Origin of the sequence: Streptomyces sp. NPDC017890 (assembly GCF_044328675.1) — a bacterium.
Taxonomy (GTDB): Bacteria; Actinomycetota; Actinomycetes; order Streptomycetales; family Streptomycetaceae; genus Streptomyces.
Map to the genome: position 1 here is coordinate 77,748 of NZ_JBIRHU010000019.1, position 16,131 is coordinate 93,878.

Consider the following 16,131-nt stretch of genomic DNA (forward strand, 5'->3'; position numbering starts at 1 on the left):
AACGACGGAGGGGAAGCGGTCGGCCCACAGGACGGAGAAAGCGCTTTCCTGCAAGTTAAGACCGTGTCACGGACACGTCAATGACTGTGTACGTGATTCTTGTTCAGATCGACGAACGCCGCGGGACCCGAACTCCCCCGGTCCCGCGGGCCGCCGGACTCAGAAGAACTCCGACCAGTCCTGGTCCCAGATCTGCTTCACGCACAGCACCAGGAACAGCAGCCCGGCCACGGACAGCATGCCGTTGCTCAGCCAGCCGTTGCGCCACTCGCGCGGTGTGCGGGAGGAGTTGAGGAGCCAGATCAGGGTCAGGGCGAGGAAGGGCATGAAGGCGGCGCCCAGGACGCCGTAGATGATGATCAGGCGGAAGGGCTCGTCCTGGAAGAGCAGGACCATGGGCGGGAAGGTGAGCCAGAGCAGGTAGGCGCGGAAGGTCCAGGAGCGTTCGCGGCGGCCCGACGCCAGCTCCGTGGCCCGCGCCTGCCGCTCGCCCCGCTGCCGGGCCAGGAAGTCGGCGAACATCAGGCTGACGCCGTGCCAGACGCCGATCAGGGAGGTGAAGGAGGTGGCGAAGAAGCCGATCAGGAAGAGCTTGCCGGTCGCCGTGCCGTACTCGTCCTCCAGGATGTCACCGAGCTGGATCATGCCCTTGTCGCCGCTCGCGATGGCGATGTTCGCCGAGTGGAGCAGCTCGGCGCCGACCAGGAGCATGGCGATGACGAAGATGCCGGTCGTCGCGTAGGCCGCCCGGTTGTCGACGCGCATGACCTTCATCCAGCCGGTGTGGGTCCACCCCTTGGCGTTGACCCAGTAGCCGTAGGCGGCCAGCGTGATCGTGCCGCCCACGCCGCCGATCAGGCCGAGGGTGTTGAGGACCGAGTCCTTCTCGTCCGGGATGACCGGGAGGAGACCGGCGAAGGCGTCGCCGAGGTTGGGGGTGACGCGGATCGCCAGGTAGACGGTGACCACGAACATGACGCCCACCAGGACCGTCATGACCTTCTCGAAGACGTGGTACTGGTTGAACCAGACGAAGACCAGGCCCACCAGGCCGCACGCGATACCCCACCATTCGAGGCCCATCACGTCCGGGAAGAGGGCCTGCAGCGGCAGGGCGCTGGACGACATCGCCGCCGCGCCGTAGACGAAGCCCCAGATCACGGCGTAGACCGCGAAGAACCACGTCGTCCAGCGGCCGAGGCTCGCCCAGCCGTCGAAAAGCGTGCGGCCGGTGGACAGATGCCACCGGCCGCACGCCTCGGCGAGGGAGATCTTCACCAGGCAGCCGATGATCGCCGCCCAGAGCAGGGTGTAACCGAAGTTGCTGCCCGCGATGAGAGTGGCCACGAGGTCGCCGGCTCCCACACCGGTCGCCGCGACGACGATGCCGGGGCCGATGTAGCGCCAACTGGACTTACGGGGAGCCGAGTCGGCCGCTTTCGGCCCGCCGGTGTCTGCGATGTTGCCCGTGGTGTCCGCCATGCGGGTCAACCAAGCCCATGGCCGACGATGGGACAAGAGGGCGCGCGCGGATCTTCACCCGATCGTGCCTACTCCTTGCGTCCCAGGTCTGTCTTCGCTTCGGAGCCGGCGTCGGAGTCCGCGCCGGCCTCGGGCGCCGGCTCCGGCTTCCCGTCGGGCTCGGCTTCGGCCTTCACGTCGTCCGCCTCGCCGTCCGCCTCGCCGTCCGTCAGGTCGGACTCCGCGCCGGCCTCCGCCTCGCCGTCGTCGAAGTAGGCGTCCAGGACCTCGTCCAGGGCGGCCTCCCACTCCTTGAACCGGCTCCTGGACGTGGCCTCGATCTCGATCGGGTACCAGCGGCTGTCGGGCGTGTGCACGGTGACGGTGAACCGCTTGCCGAAGCGTCCCGTCTCCGTCTCGACGGCCCCCACCTCGTCCCACCGGAACTCGCAGCTCTGGTCGTCGAGGGCGAGACGTACGCCCCTGCGGTCGGCGACGATCCTCGCGCGGCGGTCGGACGCCTCGAAGACGGGGCCTTCGGGTGCCTCCTGTTCGTCCGGTTCCCCGGACTTCTCGGCGGACTCCCCCGCAAGATCCTCGGCGGGCGGCTCCCCGGCAGCGGCTTCGTCCGCGTCGCGGACGTCCACGGCCTCGGACTCCGGCTCCGCCTTCGGCTCCGTCTTCGCCGGTCTCACGTCCTCCGGTCCACCGGACACGGGCGAGGTGAGCCCGGGGATGAAAGCCGGGTCGAATCCGGCGCCTTCCAGGGGCTGGCTGGTCGATCCTCTGCGCTGCTCCACAGCGGGCAGTATGGTCGACGATCCTGTGCCGGACACAGCCAGCCCCAACTTCGTTATCAGACGCCTACACCAGACGCCTGCACGAGACGCCTACACGAACAGGCTCAGCAACGCCGCCACCACGAACCCGGCGACCGACAGCACGCTCTCCAGCACCGTCCACGTCTTCAGCGTGTCCCGTTCGCTGATGCCGAAGTACTTGGCGACCATCCAGAAGCCGCCGTCGTTGACGTGCGAGGCGAAGATGGAACCCGCCGAGATGGCCATGATGACCAGCGCGACGAACGCCTGCGAGTGGTCGCCCTCGGCGAGCAGCGGCGCCACGATGCCCGCCGTCGTCACGATGGCCACCGTCGCCGAGCCCTGGGCGACCCGCAGCACCAGGGAGATCAGGTAGGAGAGGACGATCACCGGCAGGCCGACGTCGTTGAAGGTGTCGGACAGGGCCTGGGCGACGCCGCTGGCCTTGAGGACGGCGCCGAAGACACCGCCCGCGCCGACCACCAGCAGGATGTTGCCGACCGGCTTCAGCGAGGCCGTCGAGACGGTCTCCAGGGACTTGCGGGACCAGCCGCGCCGGATGCCGAGCAGGTAGTAGGCGAGGAACAGGGCGATGGTCAGGGCCACGAACGGGTTGCCGAAGAACTCGATCACCGAGCGGGTGGTGGAGGGGTCCAGGGCGATGGAGGAGAAGGTCGCGGCGAGGATGAGGACCAGCGGGGTGCCGATGATGCCGAGGACCGTGCCGAGCGCGACCGGGCTCTCGTGCGGGGCGACACCGGCCTTGCTCTGCTCGTCGATGACGGCCTGCTTGGCCTCCTCGGCCGCCTCGACCATGTCCTGCGGCACGGGCACGAAGATGCGGCGGCCGATCCACGCGGAGAACGCCCAGGCGGCGAGCACGGCCGGGACGCCGCAGACGATGCCCATGAGGATCACCCAGCCGAGGTCCACCTTCAGCAGTCCGGCGGCGGCCACCGGGCCGGGGTGCGGCGGCAGGAAGGCGTGGGTCATGGACAGGCCGGCGAGGAGCGGCAGGCAGTAGAGCAGGACCGACTTGCCGGAACGCTTGGCGGCGGCGTAGACGATGGGCGCGAGGACGAAGATGCCCACGTCGAAGAAGACCGGGATGCCGAAGATCAGGCCGGTCAAACCCATGGCGAGGGGCGCGCGCTTCTCGCCGAACAGGCCCAGCAGCCGGGTGGCCAGCACCTGGGCGCCGCCGCTGACCTCGAGGATGGCGCCGAGCATGGTGCCCAGGCCGATGATGATGGCGACATGGCCGAGGATGCCGCCCATGCCGGACTCGATGGTGGAGACGGCGTCGGACTTCTGGACGGTGCCGAAGAGTTCGGTGACCGACAGGCCGGCGAGCAGGCCGACGGCTATGGAGACGGCGAGCAGCGCGACGAACGGCTGCAGCCGCACCTTGATGATCAGGAAGAGCAGGAGCGCGATGCCGATCGCGGCGACGGTCAGCAGGCCCGCCGTGCCGTCGATCAGGTGGAGCAGGCCACCGGTGTGGGGCGGGGTCTCCGAGGCGGCGAGCTGGAGGGATATGGCGGACATACGGGGGTCCTCTGGGTAAACACATAAAGCTTTCGGGCAGGGCGGGGCGCGGCACGGCGCCCCGGGGGTGAGGGGCGCCGTGCCGTGCGACAGACAGAGGGGGGAAGGAAGGGCCGGGGCGCGGGTCAGCCGAGGACGGCGAGCGCGTCGATCTCGATGAGGAGTCCGGCGGGCAGGCCGACGTAGACGGTCGTGCGCGCGGCGGGCGGCTGGGTGAGGCCCTGCTCCTCGAAGTAGGCGTTGTAGATCTGGTTCATCTCGGCGAAGTGGTCGACGTCCGTGAGGTAGACGCGGATCATCATCACGTCGTCCCAGGAGGCGCCGCCCTCCTCCAGGATCGCCTTGACGTTGGCGAGGGTCTGGAGGGTCTGCTCGCGCAGGGTCGGGCCGGCCGGGGTGGGGGCCTTGCCCTCCTCGTGGGGGAGGAAGCCGACCTGGCCGGCGACCTGGAGGATGTTGCCCTTCCTGACGCCGTGGGAGAACTTCGCCGGCGGGGTGGTGTGGGTCGCGGGGGTGAGGGCGGTCTTGTCGGTCATACCGTGTCCTTCTCGGGGTGGTGCTCGGGGTGGTGCACGGAATCTGTGTGCCGCACGGGGGTCCTGCCGGAGTACTCGCCGCTGATGGCGTCCGCCGTACGGCGCACCAGCGGGAGCAGGGTGAGGAGTTCGTCGGCGGTGACGACGACGTTCGGCGCGGAGACCGACATCGCGGCCGTCACCCGGCCGTCGGCGCCCCGGATGGGCGCGGCGACGCAGTTGATGGACTCCTCGTGGCCACCGAGGTCGGTGGCCCAGCCCTGTTCGCGCACCTTGGCCAGCTCCTTGAGGAAGCCTTCGGCGTTCGGTGTCGAACGGGCCGTGTAGAGGGGGTAGTCGAGCTTCTCGACCACGGCCCGGCGCTCGTTCTCGGGGAGGTCGGCGAGGAGCAGCTTCGCCACCGCCGCGACGGTGATGGCGACCGGCTTGCCTATCCGCGAGTACATGCGGACCGGGTAGCGGCTCTCCACCTTGTCGATGTAGAGCACCTCGTTCTCCTCGTGGACCGCGAGGTGGACGGTGTGTCCGCACTGCTCGTTGAGGCGTACGAGGTGGGGGTGGGCGATCTCCCGGACGTCGAGGTTCTCCATCGCCTCCTGGGCGAGGGCGATGAGCCGGGCGCCGAGGCGGTAGCGCTGGTCGGACTGGCGGTACACGAAGCCGTGCTCGTGGAGGGTGCGCAGCAGGCGCAGCGCCGTGGACTTGTGGACGCCGAGGCGGTCGGCGACCCGGCCCAGGTCGGCGGGGCCCTCGGCGAGCAGCGGCAGGATGCTCAGCGCGCGGTCGACGGTCTGGCTCATGGGGTGCGTACCTCCTCCTCGGCCCTCGCGTCGGCCTGTGTCCAGCCGGGGCCGAGTCGAAGTCTCCCCCACGCGTCGTCGTCGAGGGCGGCCAGACGGTCGGCGTGGTCGCGGGCCGGGGGTGCGGCGAGGTCGCCGGGGACGGTGAGGGCGGCGGCGGCCATCAGGTGGCCGTGGCGCAGCCGCTCGCGCACGGGCAGGCCGCGCAGGGTGGCGGAGAGGAATCCGGCGGCGAAGGCGTCGCCCGCGCCGACGGCGGCGACGACGTCGACGGTGAGGGCGGGCACGGAGGTGACGTGGGTGGCCCGGGTGCCGTCGGCGCCGGCGGTCCGGTGGAAGGCGGTGGCGCCGGTCGCGCCCTGTTTGACGACGAGCAGCTCGGGTTCGGGCAGCGCGGCGCGCACGGCCTCGGGGCCGCCCAGTCCCCAGGCCTCGTCCTCGCCGACGAAGACGAGGTCGGCGCCGCGCGCCAGCTCCAGGAGGATCCGCGGGCCGTCGGCGTTCCCGCGCCACAGTCCGGGCCGGTGGTTGACGTCGAAGGAGACGAGGGGCCGGCCGGGGCGGCGGGCGGTGAGTTCGCGCATCAGGGCGAGGCAGTCGGCGGAGAGCGCGGGCGTGATGCCGGAGAGGTGGAGGACGCGCCCGGAGCGGATCACGTCGAGGTCCATGTTCCGCACCGACATCGCGGAGGCGGCCGAGCCCGCCCGGTAGTACGCCACCTCGTGCGCGTCGGTGGACCGGTCGCCGGCGGTGCGGAAGTAGACGCCGGTGGGGCGGTCGGGGTCGCGGCGTACGGCACGGACGTCGACGCCGTACGCGCCGATCGCCTCGACGAGGTGGTCGCCGAAGCCGTCGGCGCCGACCCGGCCGGCCCAGCGCGCCGAGTGCCCGGCGGCGGCGAGCACGCAGGCCACGTTGGACTCGGCGCCGCCGATGGCCCGGTCGAAGGAGGGTACGTCGGCGAGGCGCCCGGGCTCCGAGGGGAGGAAGGTGACCATGGACTCGCCGAGCGCGACGACGTCCACGACGCCGGGGGCGGTGCTGGTCGGTCCGGTGGCGGTCACGATGGTGGGGGCTCCTCGTCGCATCCGCGGGTCCCGGCGGATCCGTTGACCCCGCGTTGGCCGAGATGTTAGACAGCAGTAAGCGATATACGCAACGGTCGTTGCAAGTGTTGCAACGCACTCGCAACGCATCAGATCAGGGAGGCTCCATGGCCCTCGACATCGGACCTGCGGGCGGCCGCGAAGCCCTCGCCGAGCTGGCCGGGGAACACGTCGACCACCGCTTCAAGGGCCTCCCGCCGGACGCGTACGGCCTGACCGTCGCCGAGCTGGCCGACCAGCGCCGCAACCTCTTCACCGGCGGCTTCACCACGCCCGTGCTGGCCCTGTCCGCCGAGCGCCTGGAGCACAACCTGGAGCTCATGGAGACGTACTCCGCCCGGCACGGCCTCGCCTTCGCGCCGCACGGCAAGACCTCCATGGCCCCGCAGCTCTTCCACCGCCAGATCGAGCACGGCGCCTGGGGCATCACCCTCGCCGTGCCGCACCAGGTGCGGGTGGCACGGGCCTTCGGCATCCAGCGGATCTTCCTCGCCAACGAGCTGGTCGACGCCGCCGCCCTGCGCCGGCTCTCCGCCGAGCTGGACGCCGACCCGGACTTCCGCTTCGTCTGCTACGTCGACTCCGTGCGCGGGGTCGCCCTGATGGACGCGGCGCTGACGGAGACGGGCGCCGGTCGCCCGGTGGACGTCGTGGTGGAGCTGGCCGCCGGTGAGGGCGCGCGGACCGGCGTGCGCACCGAGGCTCAGTGCGCGGCGGTCGCCGACGCGGTGGCCGGGGCGCGGACGCTTCGGCTGGCCGGTGTCGCCGGGTACGAGGGCGAGGTGCCGGACGCCGACCCCGAGAAGGTGCGCGCCTGGCTGCGGCGGCTGGTCGACCTCGCCGTCGCCTTCGACAAGGCCGGACGGTTCGCCGGGCTGGAGGAGATCGTGCTGAGCGCAGGCGGCAGCGCCTGGTTCGACGCGGTAGCCGACGTGTTCGCCGAGGTCCCCGGCCTGTCCCTGCCGGTGCTGAAGCTGCTGCGCTCGGGCGCGTACGTCTCCCACGACGACGGCCACTACCGCGAGCTGACCCCCTTCAACCGGGTCCCCGAGGAGGGCGCCCTGGAGCCCGCCTTCCGCCTGTGGAGCCAGGTCGTCTCCCGCCCCTCCCCCGAGCAGGCGTTCACCAACGCCGGCAAGCGGGACGCGGCCTACGACCTCCACCTGCCCTTCGCGCAGGCCGTGCGCCGCGACGGCGCCGAGCGCCCCGCCACCGGCATCGAGGTGACCGGCCTGTCCGACCAGCACGCCTGGCTGCGCACGAGCGCGGACGCGGACCTGGAGGTGGGCGACTGGCTCGGGACGGGCCTGTCGCACCCCTGCACGTCCTTCGACAAGTGGCAGCTCATCCCGGTCACCGAGGCGGACGGGACGGTCGTCGACTACATCCGCACGTTCTTCTAGAGGAGCCGGGAGAAGCTGGGCATGGAAGAGCTGGTCATCAGGGACGCGGACGTCGTCGACGGCTCCGGCGCCGACTCGTACCGCGCGGACGTCGTGGTCGACGGCGGCCGGATCGTCTCGATCGTCAAGGAGGCGGCGGCCGCCGGCTGCCAGCGCCCCGAGGCGCGCCGCGAGCTGGACGCCGAGGGCCTGGTCCTGGCCCCCGGCTTCATCGACATGCACGCGCACAGTGACCTGGCGCTGCTGCGGGACCCCGACCACAGCGCGAAGGCCGCGCAGGGCGTCACCCTGGAGGTCATCGGCCAGGACGGGCTGTCGTACGCGCCGGTCGACGACCGCACCCTGGGCGAGGTGCGCCGCGCCATCGCCGGGTGGAACGGCTCCGGCGACGACATCGACTTCGACTGGCGGTCGGTCGGCGAGTACCTGGACCGGCTCGACGGGGGCATCGCGGTCAACGCCGCCTACCTGATCCCCCAGGGCACGGTGCGCGCCCTCGCGGTCGGCTGGGACGACCGGGAGGCGACCGAGGCCGAGCTGGAGCACATGCGCCGGCTGGTCGCCGAGGGCATGGAGCAGGGCGCGGTCGGCATGTCGTCCGGGCTGACGTACACGCCCGGCATGTACGCCAAGGACGCCGAGCTGACCGAGCTGTGCCGGGTGGTGGCGTCGTACGGCGGCTACTACTGCCCGCACCACCGCTCGTACGGGGCCGGGGCGCTGCGCGCCTACGAGGAGATGGTGGAGCTCACCCGCGAGGCGGACTGCCCGCTGCACCTCGCCCACGCCACCATGAACTTCGGCGTCAACAAGGGCCGGGCGCCCGAGCTGCTGACGCTCCTCGACGACGCGCTGGCCGCCGGCGCCGACATCACCCTCGACACCTACCCGTACACCCCCGGCTGCACCACCCTCGTGGCGCTGCTGCCGAGCTGGGCGAGCGAGGGCGGCCCCGAGCAGATCCTCAAGCGGCTCGCGGACGACGACACGGCCGAACGCATCCGGCACCACCTGGAGGAGACCGGCTCCGACGGCTGCCACGGCGTGCCCGTGGAGTGGGAGACGATCGAGATCTCCGGCGTGACCGAGCCGGCCCTCGCCGAGTACGTCGGCCGTACGGTCCTGGAGTCGGCGCGGCTGCGCGACGAGAGCCCGTGGACGGTCGCCCGCCGCCTCCTGCTGACCGACCGGCTGGCGCCGACCATCCTCCAGCACGTCGGCCACGAGGAGAACGTCCGCGCGATCATGCGGCACCGTGTGCACACCGGCGGCTCGGACGGCATCCTCCAGGGCAGCAAGCCGCACCCGCGCGCCTACGGCACCTTCCCGCACTACCTGGGCCACTACGTGCGCGAGCTGGGCGTGCTGTCGCTGGAGGAGTGCGTCGCCCACCTCACCTCGCGTCCGGCCGCCCGGCTGCGACTGCCGGACCGCGGGCTGGTCCGCGAGGGGTACCGGGCCGACCTGGTGCTCTTCGACCCGGTGACGGTCGCCGCGGGCAGCACGTACGAGGTCCCGCGCGTGACTCCGACGGGCATTCCGTACGTGCTGGTCGACGGCCGTTTCGTGATGGAGGACGGGCGGCGGACGGACGTACTGGCGGGGCGGTCGGTCCGCAGGACCCCCCGCTGACCGCGCCCGTCCGGAGCGACGCGTACCGCGTGGCGGAGAACACGGCCCGCCGGACGACGGCGGGCCGTAAGCTCCCAGCATGCAGGTGATCCAGTCGACGAAACTCGCCAACGTCTGTTACGAGATCCGGGGCCCGGTGCTCGAGGAGGCGATGCGGCTGGAAGCGGCCGGTCACCGGATCCTCAAGCTGAACACCGGCAACCCGGCGGCGTTCGGCTTCGAGTGCCCGCCCGAGATCCTGGAGGACATCCTCCGCAACGCCTCGACGGCACACGGCTACGGCGACGCGAAGGGCCTGCTGGCAGCCCGTCGTGCCGTGGTCATGCACAACCAGACCATCGGCATCGAGACGGACGTCGAGCACGTCTTCATCGGCAACGGCGTGTCCGAGCTGATCGTGATGGCGATGCAGGGCCTGCTGGACGACGGCGACGAGGTGCTCGTCCCCGCGCCCGACTACCCCCTGTGGACGGCGGCCGTCGCGCTCTCCGGCGGCACGGCGGTGCACTACCGCTGCGACGAGCAGTCCGACTGGATGCCGGACCTCGCCGACGTGGAACGCAAGGTCACCGACCGCACCAAGGCGATCGTCATCATCAACCCGAACAACCCGACCGGCGCGGTCTACGACGAGGCCGTCGTCAAGGGCCTCACCGACATCGCCCGCCGGCACAACCTGCTGGTCTGCTCGGACGAGATCTACGACAAGATCCTCTACGACGACGCGCGGCACATCCCCACCGCCTCCGTCGCACCCGACCTGCTCACCCTCACCTTCAACGGCATGTCGAAGGCGTACCGGGTGGCCGGCTACCGGGTGGGCTGGATGTCGATCTCGGGGCCGCGCGCCCACGCCGACTCCTACATCGAGGGCCTCACGACCCTGGCGAACATGCGCCTGTGCGCCAACATGCCGGGCCAGCACGGAGTGGTCGCGGCGCTCAGCGGACGCCAGACGATCAACGACCTCGTCCTCCCCGGCGGCCGGCTGCGCGAGCAGCGCGACGCGGCGTACGAGCTGCTGACCCAGATCCCGGGCGTGAGCTGCGTGAAGCCGAAGGGGGCGCTGTACCTCTTCCCGCGCCTGGACCCCGACGTCTTCAAGATCAAGGACGACCGGCGGATGGTCCTGGACCTGCTGCGCCGCGAGAAGATCATGGTCGTCCAGGGCACCGGCTTCAACTGGCCCGAACCCGACCACTTCCGGGTCGTCACGCTTCCCTCGGTCACCGATCTGCGGGACGCGGTGGGCCGTATCGGCCGCTTCCTGGACGGTTACGGGCAGCTCTGAGGCTCCCTTTTTCGTCAACGAATCAACTTTAGACAGTATCTAAGCTAGGATGGATTCCTGTTAGCACCCAGGAGGCCATCCATGTACGAACCGATCCGTGACAAGTCGGTCCACAGCACGATGGCCGGCACCCCCCACGACTTCCCCCACCGCTCCCGTGAGGAAGAGCTGGACATCCAGCTCGCGGGCCATCTCGCCGCGCTGCTCGCCGTCACCGACGAGCTGCGCGTGGCGGCACCCTCGGCCGATCTGGACACGGCGGCCGAGCGGCTCGCCGAGCAGGTGACCCGCCTGCGGGGAGGACGTACGCCGGCCCGCGCGTCGGCGACCACGAGGGGCCGCGAGCCGAACGCAGCGGCCCTGCACCGGCGGGCGCACGCGCTCGCCGGCCGCGCCCTGGTCGTCGCCGCCTCCCGCGCCGACACGGCGGCGGCGATCCTCGCCGCCGAACGGATGGACGCGCACACGGCGGCCACCGAGCCGCGCGAACTCGCTTCCCGCTGAGCCCTTTCGGGGCTCCCTCGAACGGCCCCGGTCCGCGTGCACCCGCAGCGACGCGCGGACCGGGCGCCATCAGCCTGCCGCCACCCCGGCCGTCGCGATCGGCTTCCGCCGGCGGGCAGCCACGGCCACCCGCAAGGACGCGGCCGGCGGCACGGACCTGTCCTTTGCCCCGCCGGCATCCGTCGCGCCCGGCTGACCGCTCAGCGAGCGGGCGGGCCGGTGTGCGGTACGCCCGGGTGGACACCGGGGCATGTGTGCCGGGGCACGCGGTGCGCCTGCGGCACCGCTGCGGCCCCGTCGAGCCGCACGACACGCCGGGACGGTGAGACCTCAGTCGCGCACCAGCACCTTGGTGAGCCGCTCGGAGACCTCCCAGAGACGGCGCGCCGGCTCGGGGTCGCGGGCCGCTTTCGAGAGCTGCGCCGGTTTGGGTGCGCCGTACATCTGCAGCACTCCCGGCCCCACGTAGGTACCGCCGGGGATGTCGGCCGTGGCGGCGTACAGGGTCGGCCGCGCGCCGGTCGCCGCCGAGGAGGCGAACAGGGGAGTGGTCAGCCGCATCAGCGAAGGCACGAAGCCGCGCGCGTCCGACAGCGCGCCGGTCGCCGCCCAGCCCGGGTGCGCGGCGGTGGCGAGGACCGCCGAACCCGCCGCCGTGAGCCGTCGCTGCAGTTCGAGGGTGAACAGCAGCACGGCGAGCTTCGACTCGTTGTAGGCACGGAACGCGTTGTAGCGCCTGCGTTCCCAGTTCGGATCGTCGAGGTCGAGGCGAGCCGCGTGAGCGGCGGACGAGATCGAGACGACGCGGCCGGTGAGGTGCTCGCGCAGGAGCTGCGTCAGGGCGAAGTGACCGAGGTGGTTGACGCCGAACTGCGCCTCGAACCCGTCCTTGGTGCGGGTCAGCTCGGGCGGGTAGATGGCGGCGGCGTTGTTGACCAGCAAGGAGACGTCGCCCTGCCAGTCGTCGGCGAAGCGCCGGACGGAAGCGAGGTCGGCGAGATCGAGCGCGCGGACCTCGGTCCGCCCGGGCAGTTCCGCGGCGACGGCTCGCCCTTTGTCGACGTGGCGCACCGCGAGCACGACGCGGGCCCCGGCGGCGGCGAGCGCTCGCGCGGTCTCGCGCCCGAGGCCGCCGCTCGCACCGGTGACGATCGCGGTCCTGCCGGAGAGATCGGGAAGGTGAGTGGCGTGGGATTCGCTCATGGCGCCAATCTAGACACTGTCAAGAATCTTGGCAATGGCAAGATAAGGGTAGGATCTGCCTGTGCCCGATGAAGCCCGCCCGTACCACCACGGCAACCTGCGCGCCGCGCTGCTCGACGCGGCCGAGCGCACCATCGAGAAGTCCGGGACGGAGCGGCTGTCGCTGCGGGAACTGGCACGGGCCGTCGGGGTCAGCCACGCGGCGCCGCGCGCGCACTTCACCGATCGCCAGGCGTTGCTGGTCGCGTTGGCGGAGCGGGGTTTCGACCGGTTGGGCGCGCAGTTGAAGGCGGCACGCGACGGCGCCGGTCCGGGTTTCGGCGAGCGGTTGCGGGCGGTGATAGCCGGGTTCATCACCTTCGCGAACAGCAGGCCCGTGCTGCTGGACCTGATGTTCTCCGCGAAGCCGTACGGGGACAAGGCGGGGCTGCCGGCGGCGGCCGAAGCCCTGGCGGTGGTGTACGACCTGATCGGCGACGGCGTGACCGAGGGGGCGCTCGCCCCGGGTGATCCCGAGCGTTACGGGCTGCTGCTCTATGCGTGGGCCCAAGGCCTCGCGAGCCTGATCGCCGGCGGCGGCCTCGAACCCGAGGTGGCGGACTCACTCGTGTCCGACGCGGTGTCGACGTTCATCCGCGGCAACGCCGCCGGCTGAGCGTGCCGGGCTGATACCCGAATGCGAGGCGTACCGGCTTGCTCCGCGCGCTGACGGCGGCCGGGACCGGACACGCCCGAGCGCCGGACACGCCGAAGGGCCGGGTCCTCCGCACGCCGTTGTGCGGTGACCCGGCCCGAGCGGGACCTCCCCCGCGCTCCGGGTACTACGAGCTACTGGAGCGGAGGGGAGACCCCCTCGCGGCCGGCCTTCGTGACGACTTCGCGGGTCAGGGCTAGTCGGACCGGCCGCGGAGACTGCGGGGGACGTCAGCCCAGGCGCCGCACCAGGGCCCGGTACTGGTCCCACAGCTCGGCGGGCGTGTGGTCGCCGAAGGTGTCGAGGTGCTCGGGGACGAGCGCCGCCTCCTCGCGCCACACCTCGTTGTCGACACTGAGCAGGAAGTCCAGGTCGGCGTCGGCGAGGTCGAGGCCGTCGGTGTCCAGGGACTCCTTGGTCGGCAGCACGCCGATCGGGGTCTCGACGCCGTCCGCCCTGCCCTCCAGGCGCTCCACGATCCACTTCAGGACGCGGCCGTTCTCACCGAAGCCGGGCCACACGAACTTGCCCTCGTCGTCCTTGCGGAACCAGTTGACGTAGTAGATCTTGGGCAGCTTGGACTGGTCCTTGCCCTTGGCCACGTCGACCCAGTGGCCCATGTAGTCGCCCATGTTGTAGCCGCAGAACGGCAGCATGGCGAACGGGTCGCGGCGCAGCTCGCCGACCTTGCCCTCGGCGGCGGCGGTCTTCTCGGAGGCCACGTTGGCGCCGAGGAAGACGCCGTGGTTCCAGTCGAAGGACTCGGTGACCAGCGGTACGGCCGTGGCGCGGCGCCCACCGAAGAGGATCGCCGAGATCGGCACGCCCCTGGGGTCCTCCCACTCCGGCGCGATGATCGGGCACTGCGCGGCGGGGGTGGTGAAGCGGGCGTTGGGGTGCGCGGCGGGGGTGCCCGACTCGGGCGTCCAGTCGTTGCCCTTCCAGTCCGTCAGGTGGGCGGGGGTCTCCTCCGTCATGCCCTCCCACCACACGTCGCCGTCGTCGGTGAGGGCGACGTTGGTGAAGACGGAGTTGCCCCACAGGGTCTTCATCGCGTTGGCGTTGGTGTGCTCCCCGGTGCCGGGCGCGACGCCGAAGAAGCCGGCCTCGGGGTTGATGGCGTACAGGCGGCCGTCCTCGCCGAAGCGCATCCAGGCGATGTCGTCGCCGATCGTCTCGACCGTCCAGCCGGAGATGGTGGGCTCCAGCATGGCGAGGTTGGTCTTGCCGCAGGCCGACGGGAAGGCCGCGGCGACGTACTTGGGCTCCCCGGTGGGCGGGGTCAGCTTCAGCACCAGCATGTGCTCGGCGAGCCAGCCCTCGTCGCGGGCCATGACGGAGGCGATGCGCAGGGCGTAGCACTTCTTGCCGAGCAGGGCGTTGCCGCCGTAGCCGGAGCCGTAGGACCAGATCTCGCGGTCCTCGGGGAAGTGCGAGATGTACTTGGTGCTGTTGCAGGGCCACGGGACGTCGTCCTGGCCCTCCTCCAGCGGGGCGCCGAGGGTGTGCACGGCCTTGACGAAGAAGCCGTCGTCGCCGAGCTCGTCCAGGACGGGCTGTCCCATGCGGGTCATCGTGCGCATGGAGACGGCCACGTACGCGGAGTCGGTGATCTCCACGCCGAGCGCGGACAGCGGCGAGCCGAGCGGGCCCATGCAGAAGGGCACGACGTACATCGTCCGGCCGCGCATGGAGCCGCGGAACAGACCGCCTTCACCCTTCTCACCGGTGAAGATCTCCCGCATCTCGGCGGGGTCCTTCCAGTGGTTGGTCGGGCCGGCGTCCTCCTCCTTCGCGGAGCAGATGAAGGTCCGGTCCTCGACGCGCGCGACGTCGGAGGGGTCGGAGGCCGCGTAGTAGGAGTTGGGGCGCTTGACCGGGTCGAGCTTGCGGAAGGTGCCCTTCGCCACGAGCTCCTCGCACAGGCGCTCGTACTCGGCCTCGGATCCGTCGCACCAGACCACTTCGTCCGGCTGGGTCAGTTCGGCGATCTCGTTCACCCACGAGACCAGCTCTTGGTGGTCGGTGGGGACGGCGGGGGGAGCAGCGATGTCGCGCGCCACGATTGCTCCTAAATGAGGGATTTTTGTTTGGAGGCCCCGTGGGGGCTGCGACCCGGATGCGTGACGATGACCTCTTGGGCGCTCATCCGGTGTCGACCGCACTCATTTGATCATCCGACGCGAGCGCCCATCTGTCCAGAGGGCGTCACACCTGAGCGGCGTGAGGATCGCCACGTACCCACGGCGGAGATTTAAGGGGGTGCGGCGCCGGGTACCCCGTGAGACGATGACCACTCAGCGACCGCCGATGTCCGTACGGATGCGTAACTTACGGTCCCGTAGGTACGATGCCCCCATGACTGCGTCCGCCTCCGACGCGCCCAGGGACACGCCGGCCGCCGGCCGCGGTCCCGTAGCGCTCTCTCTGCCGCATCCGGTCAAGCCGAAGCTGCGCGGCTGGCTGCATCTCGGTATGTTTCCCGCCGTCCTCGTCGCGGGCCTGGTCCTCACCGCCCTCGCCGAGTCGACCGAAGCACGCATCGCCTGCGGGATCTACGTCCTCACGGCCTGTCTGCTGTTCGGCGTCAGCGCCCTCTACCACCGGGGCGACTGGAGCCCGCGGATGGACGGCGTACTGCGCCGCCTCGACCACGCCAACATCTTCCTGATCATCGCGGGCACCTACACCCCGCTCACGATGCTCCTGCTGCCGGACGCCAAGGGCCAGTGGCTGCTGTGGGGCATCTGGGCCGCCGCGGCGGCGGGCATCCTCTTCCGCGTCTTCTGGGTCGGCGCCCCGCGCTGGCTCTACACCCCCTGCTACCTCGCCATGGGCTGGGCGGCCGTCTTCTACCTGCCGGAGTTCATGCGGGCCGGCGGCATCGCCGTCCTCGTCCTTGTGATCGTGGGCGGGCTGCTCTACAGCGCGGGCGGCGTGATCTACGGCCTCAAGCGGCCCAACCCCTCACCGCGCTGGTTCGGCTTCCACGAGGTCTTCCACTCCTTCACGCTCGCGGCCTTCATCGCGCACTACGTGGGCATCTCACTCATCGCCTACTAGGACCCGCCCGACGGCCGATGCCCGACAACGGCCGGTACGAAGGCCGCGAGCGCGGCCGGCCGACGCCCG

The 16,131-nt window shown here is 71.1% G+C and carries 14 protein-coding genes; 6 read left to right on the forward strand and 8 right to left on the reverse strand.

Annotation, left to right across the window (positions count from 1 at the left end):
* Window positions 1-159: 159 nt before the first annotated feature.
* The 6 genes from ACH4F2_RS24685 to ACH4F2_RS24710 form a co-directional block, all read right to left on the reverse strand.
* A complete protein-coding gene (locus ACH4F2_RS24685; RefSeq protein ID WP_398134912.1) occupies window positions 160-1,482 on the reverse strand; it encodes an Nramp family divalent metal transporter in 1,323 nt (440 codons plus the stop codon).
* Window positions 1,483-1,550: 68 nt separating this feature from the next.
* Window positions 1,551-2,261: a hypothetical protein gene (locus ACH4F2_RS24690; protein ID WP_398134913.1), complete on the reverse strand. Its 711-nt coding sequence runs from the start codon at window positions 2,259-2,261 to the stop codon at window positions 1,551-1,553.
* A gap of 90 nt (window positions 2,262-2,351) precedes the next feature.
* A complete protein-coding gene (locus ACH4F2_RS24695) occupies window positions 2,352-3,830 on the reverse strand; it encodes a GntP family permease (RefSeq protein ID WP_398134914.1) in 1,479 nt (492 codons plus the stop codon).
* 125 nt (window positions 3,831-3,955) lie between these two features.
* A complete protein-coding gene (locus tag ACH4F2_RS24700; protein WP_398134915.1) occupies window positions 3,956-4,366 on the reverse strand; it encodes a RidA family protein in 411 nt (136 codons plus the stop codon).
* Window positions 4,363-5,166, reverse strand: a complete 804-nt coding sequence (locus ACH4F2_RS24705) for an IclR family transcriptional regulator (RefSeq protein ID WP_398134916.1) — start codon at window positions 5,164-5,166, stop codon at window positions 4,363-4,365. The genes ACH4F2_RS24700 and ACH4F2_RS24705 overlap by 4 nt, the downstream gene beginning before the upstream one ends.
* Window positions 5,163-6,230, reverse strand: coding sequence for a sugar kinase (locus ACH4F2_RS24710; protein WP_398134917.1), 1,068 nt, complete (start codon window positions 6,228-6,230; stop codon window positions 5,163-5,165). The genes ACH4F2_RS24705 and ACH4F2_RS24710 overlap by 4 nt, the downstream gene beginning before the upstream one ends.
* Window positions 6,231-6,379: 149 nt before the next feature.
* On the opposite strand from ACH4F2_RS24710, the gene ACH4F2_RS24715 reads away from it, so the two are divergent.
* The 4 genes from ACH4F2_RS24715 (at window position 6,380) to ACH4F2_RS24730 (ending at window position 11,102) form a co-directional block, all read left to right on the forward strand.
* Complete coding sequence (locus tag ACH4F2_RS24715) at window positions 6,380-7,675, forward strand: amino acid deaminase (protein ID WP_398134918.1); 1,296 nt, start codon at window positions 6,380-6,382, stop codon at window positions 7,673-7,675.
* Between the two features lie 21 nt (window positions 7,676-7,696).
* Window positions 7,697-9,307, forward strand: coding sequence for an amidohydrolase family protein (locus ACH4F2_RS24720; protein ID WP_398134919.1), 1,611 nt, complete (start codon window positions 7,697-7,699; stop codon window positions 9,305-9,307).
* A 79-nt stretch (window positions 9,308-9,386) separates the two neighbouring features.
* Window positions 9,387-10,598 carry a pyridoxal phosphate-dependent aminotransferase gene (locus ACH4F2_RS24725; protein ID WP_398134920.1) on the forward strand — a complete coding sequence of 404 codons (1,212 nt, stop codon included), beginning with the start codon at window positions 9,387-9,389 and terminating at the stop codon, window positions 10,596-10,598.
* Window positions 10,599-10,679: 81 nt separating this feature from the next.
* Complete coding sequence (locus ACH4F2_RS24730; RefSeq protein ID WP_398134921.1) at window positions 10,680-11,102, forward strand: hypothetical protein; 423 nt, start codon at window positions 10,680-10,682, stop codon at window positions 11,100-11,102.
* A gap of 330 nt (window positions 11,103-11,432) precedes the next feature.
* Here the strand turns inward: ACH4F2_RS24730 and ACH4F2_RS24735 are convergent, their stop codons facing one another.
* Window positions 11,433-12,305, reverse strand: a complete 873-nt coding sequence (locus ACH4F2_RS24735; protein ID WP_398134922.1) for an oxidoreductase — start codon at window positions 12,303-12,305, stop codon at window positions 11,433-11,435.
* A 61-nt stretch (window positions 12,306-12,366) separates the two neighbouring features.
* On the opposite strand from ACH4F2_RS24735, the gene ACH4F2_RS24740 reads away from it, so the two are divergent.
* Window positions 12,367-12,960: a TetR/AcrR family transcriptional regulator gene (locus tag ACH4F2_RS24740; RefSeq protein WP_398134923.1), complete on the forward strand. Its 594-nt coding sequence runs from the start codon at window positions 12,367-12,369 to the stop codon at window positions 12,958-12,960.
* A 269-nt stretch (window positions 12,961-13,229) separates the two neighbouring features.
* On the opposite strand, the gene ACH4F2_RS24745 is transcribed toward ACH4F2_RS24740, so the two are convergent.
* Window positions 13,230-15,062 (reverse strand): phosphoenolpyruvate carboxykinase (GTP), encoded by a 1,833-nt coding sequence (locus tag ACH4F2_RS24745; protein ID WP_398134924.1) that lies wholly within the window; start codon window positions 15,060-15,062, stop codon window positions 13,230-13,232.
* A 295-nt stretch (window positions 15,063-15,357) separates the two neighbouring features.
* Between ACH4F2_RS24745 and ACH4F2_RS24750 the strand changes: the two genes are divergently transcribed.
* A complete protein-coding gene (locus ACH4F2_RS24750; protein WP_398134925.1) occupies window positions 15,358-16,062 on the forward strand; it encodes a hemolysin III family protein in 705 nt (234 codons plus the stop codon).
* The last annotated feature ends 69 nt before the right edge of the window (window positions 16,063-16,131 follow it).

Excerpts from the sequence above, each read along its gene's own strand:
- ACH4F2_RS24685 (WP_398134912.1), bottom strand. The coding sequence starts at position 1,482 with ATGGCGGACACCACGGGCAACATCGCAGACACCGGCGGGCCGAAAGCG.
- ACH4F2_RS24695 (WP_398134914.1), bottom strand. The coding sequence starts at position 3,830 with ATGTCCGCCATATCCCTCCAGCTCGCCGCCTCGGAGACCCCGCCCCAC.
- ACH4F2_RS24700 (WP_398134915.1), bottom strand. The coding sequence starts at position 4,366 with ATGACCGACAAGACCGCCCTCACCCCCGCGACCCACACCACCCCGCCG.
- ACH4F2_RS24705 (WP_398134916.1), bottom strand. The coding sequence starts at position 5,166 with ATGAGCCAGACCGTCGACCGCGCGCTGAGCATCCTGCCGCTGCTCGCC.
- ACH4F2_RS24715 (WP_398134918.1), top strand. The coding sequence starts at position 6,380 with ATGGCCCTCGACATCGGACCTGCGGGCGGCCGCGAAGCCCTCGCCGAG.
- ACH4F2_RS24720 (WP_398134919.1), top strand. The coding sequence starts at position 7,697 with ATGGAAGAGCTGGTCATCAGGGACGCGGACGTCGTCGACGGCTCCGGC.
- ACH4F2_RS24725 (WP_398134920.1), top strand. The coding sequence starts at position 9,387 with ATGCAGGTGATCCAGTCGACGAAACTCGCCAACGTCTGTTACGAGATC.
- ACH4F2_RS24730 (WP_398134921.1), top strand. The coding sequence starts at position 10,680 with ATGTACGAACCGATCCGTGACAAGTCGGTCCACAGCACGATGGCCGGC.
- ACH4F2_RS24735 (WP_398134922.1), bottom strand. The coding sequence starts at position 12,305 with ATGAGCGAATCCCACGCCACTCACCTTCCCGATCTCTCCGGCAGGACC.
- ACH4F2_RS24750 (WP_398134925.1), top strand. The coding sequence starts at position 15,358 with ATGACTGCGTCCGCCTCCGACGCGCCCAGGGACACGCCGGCCGCCGGC.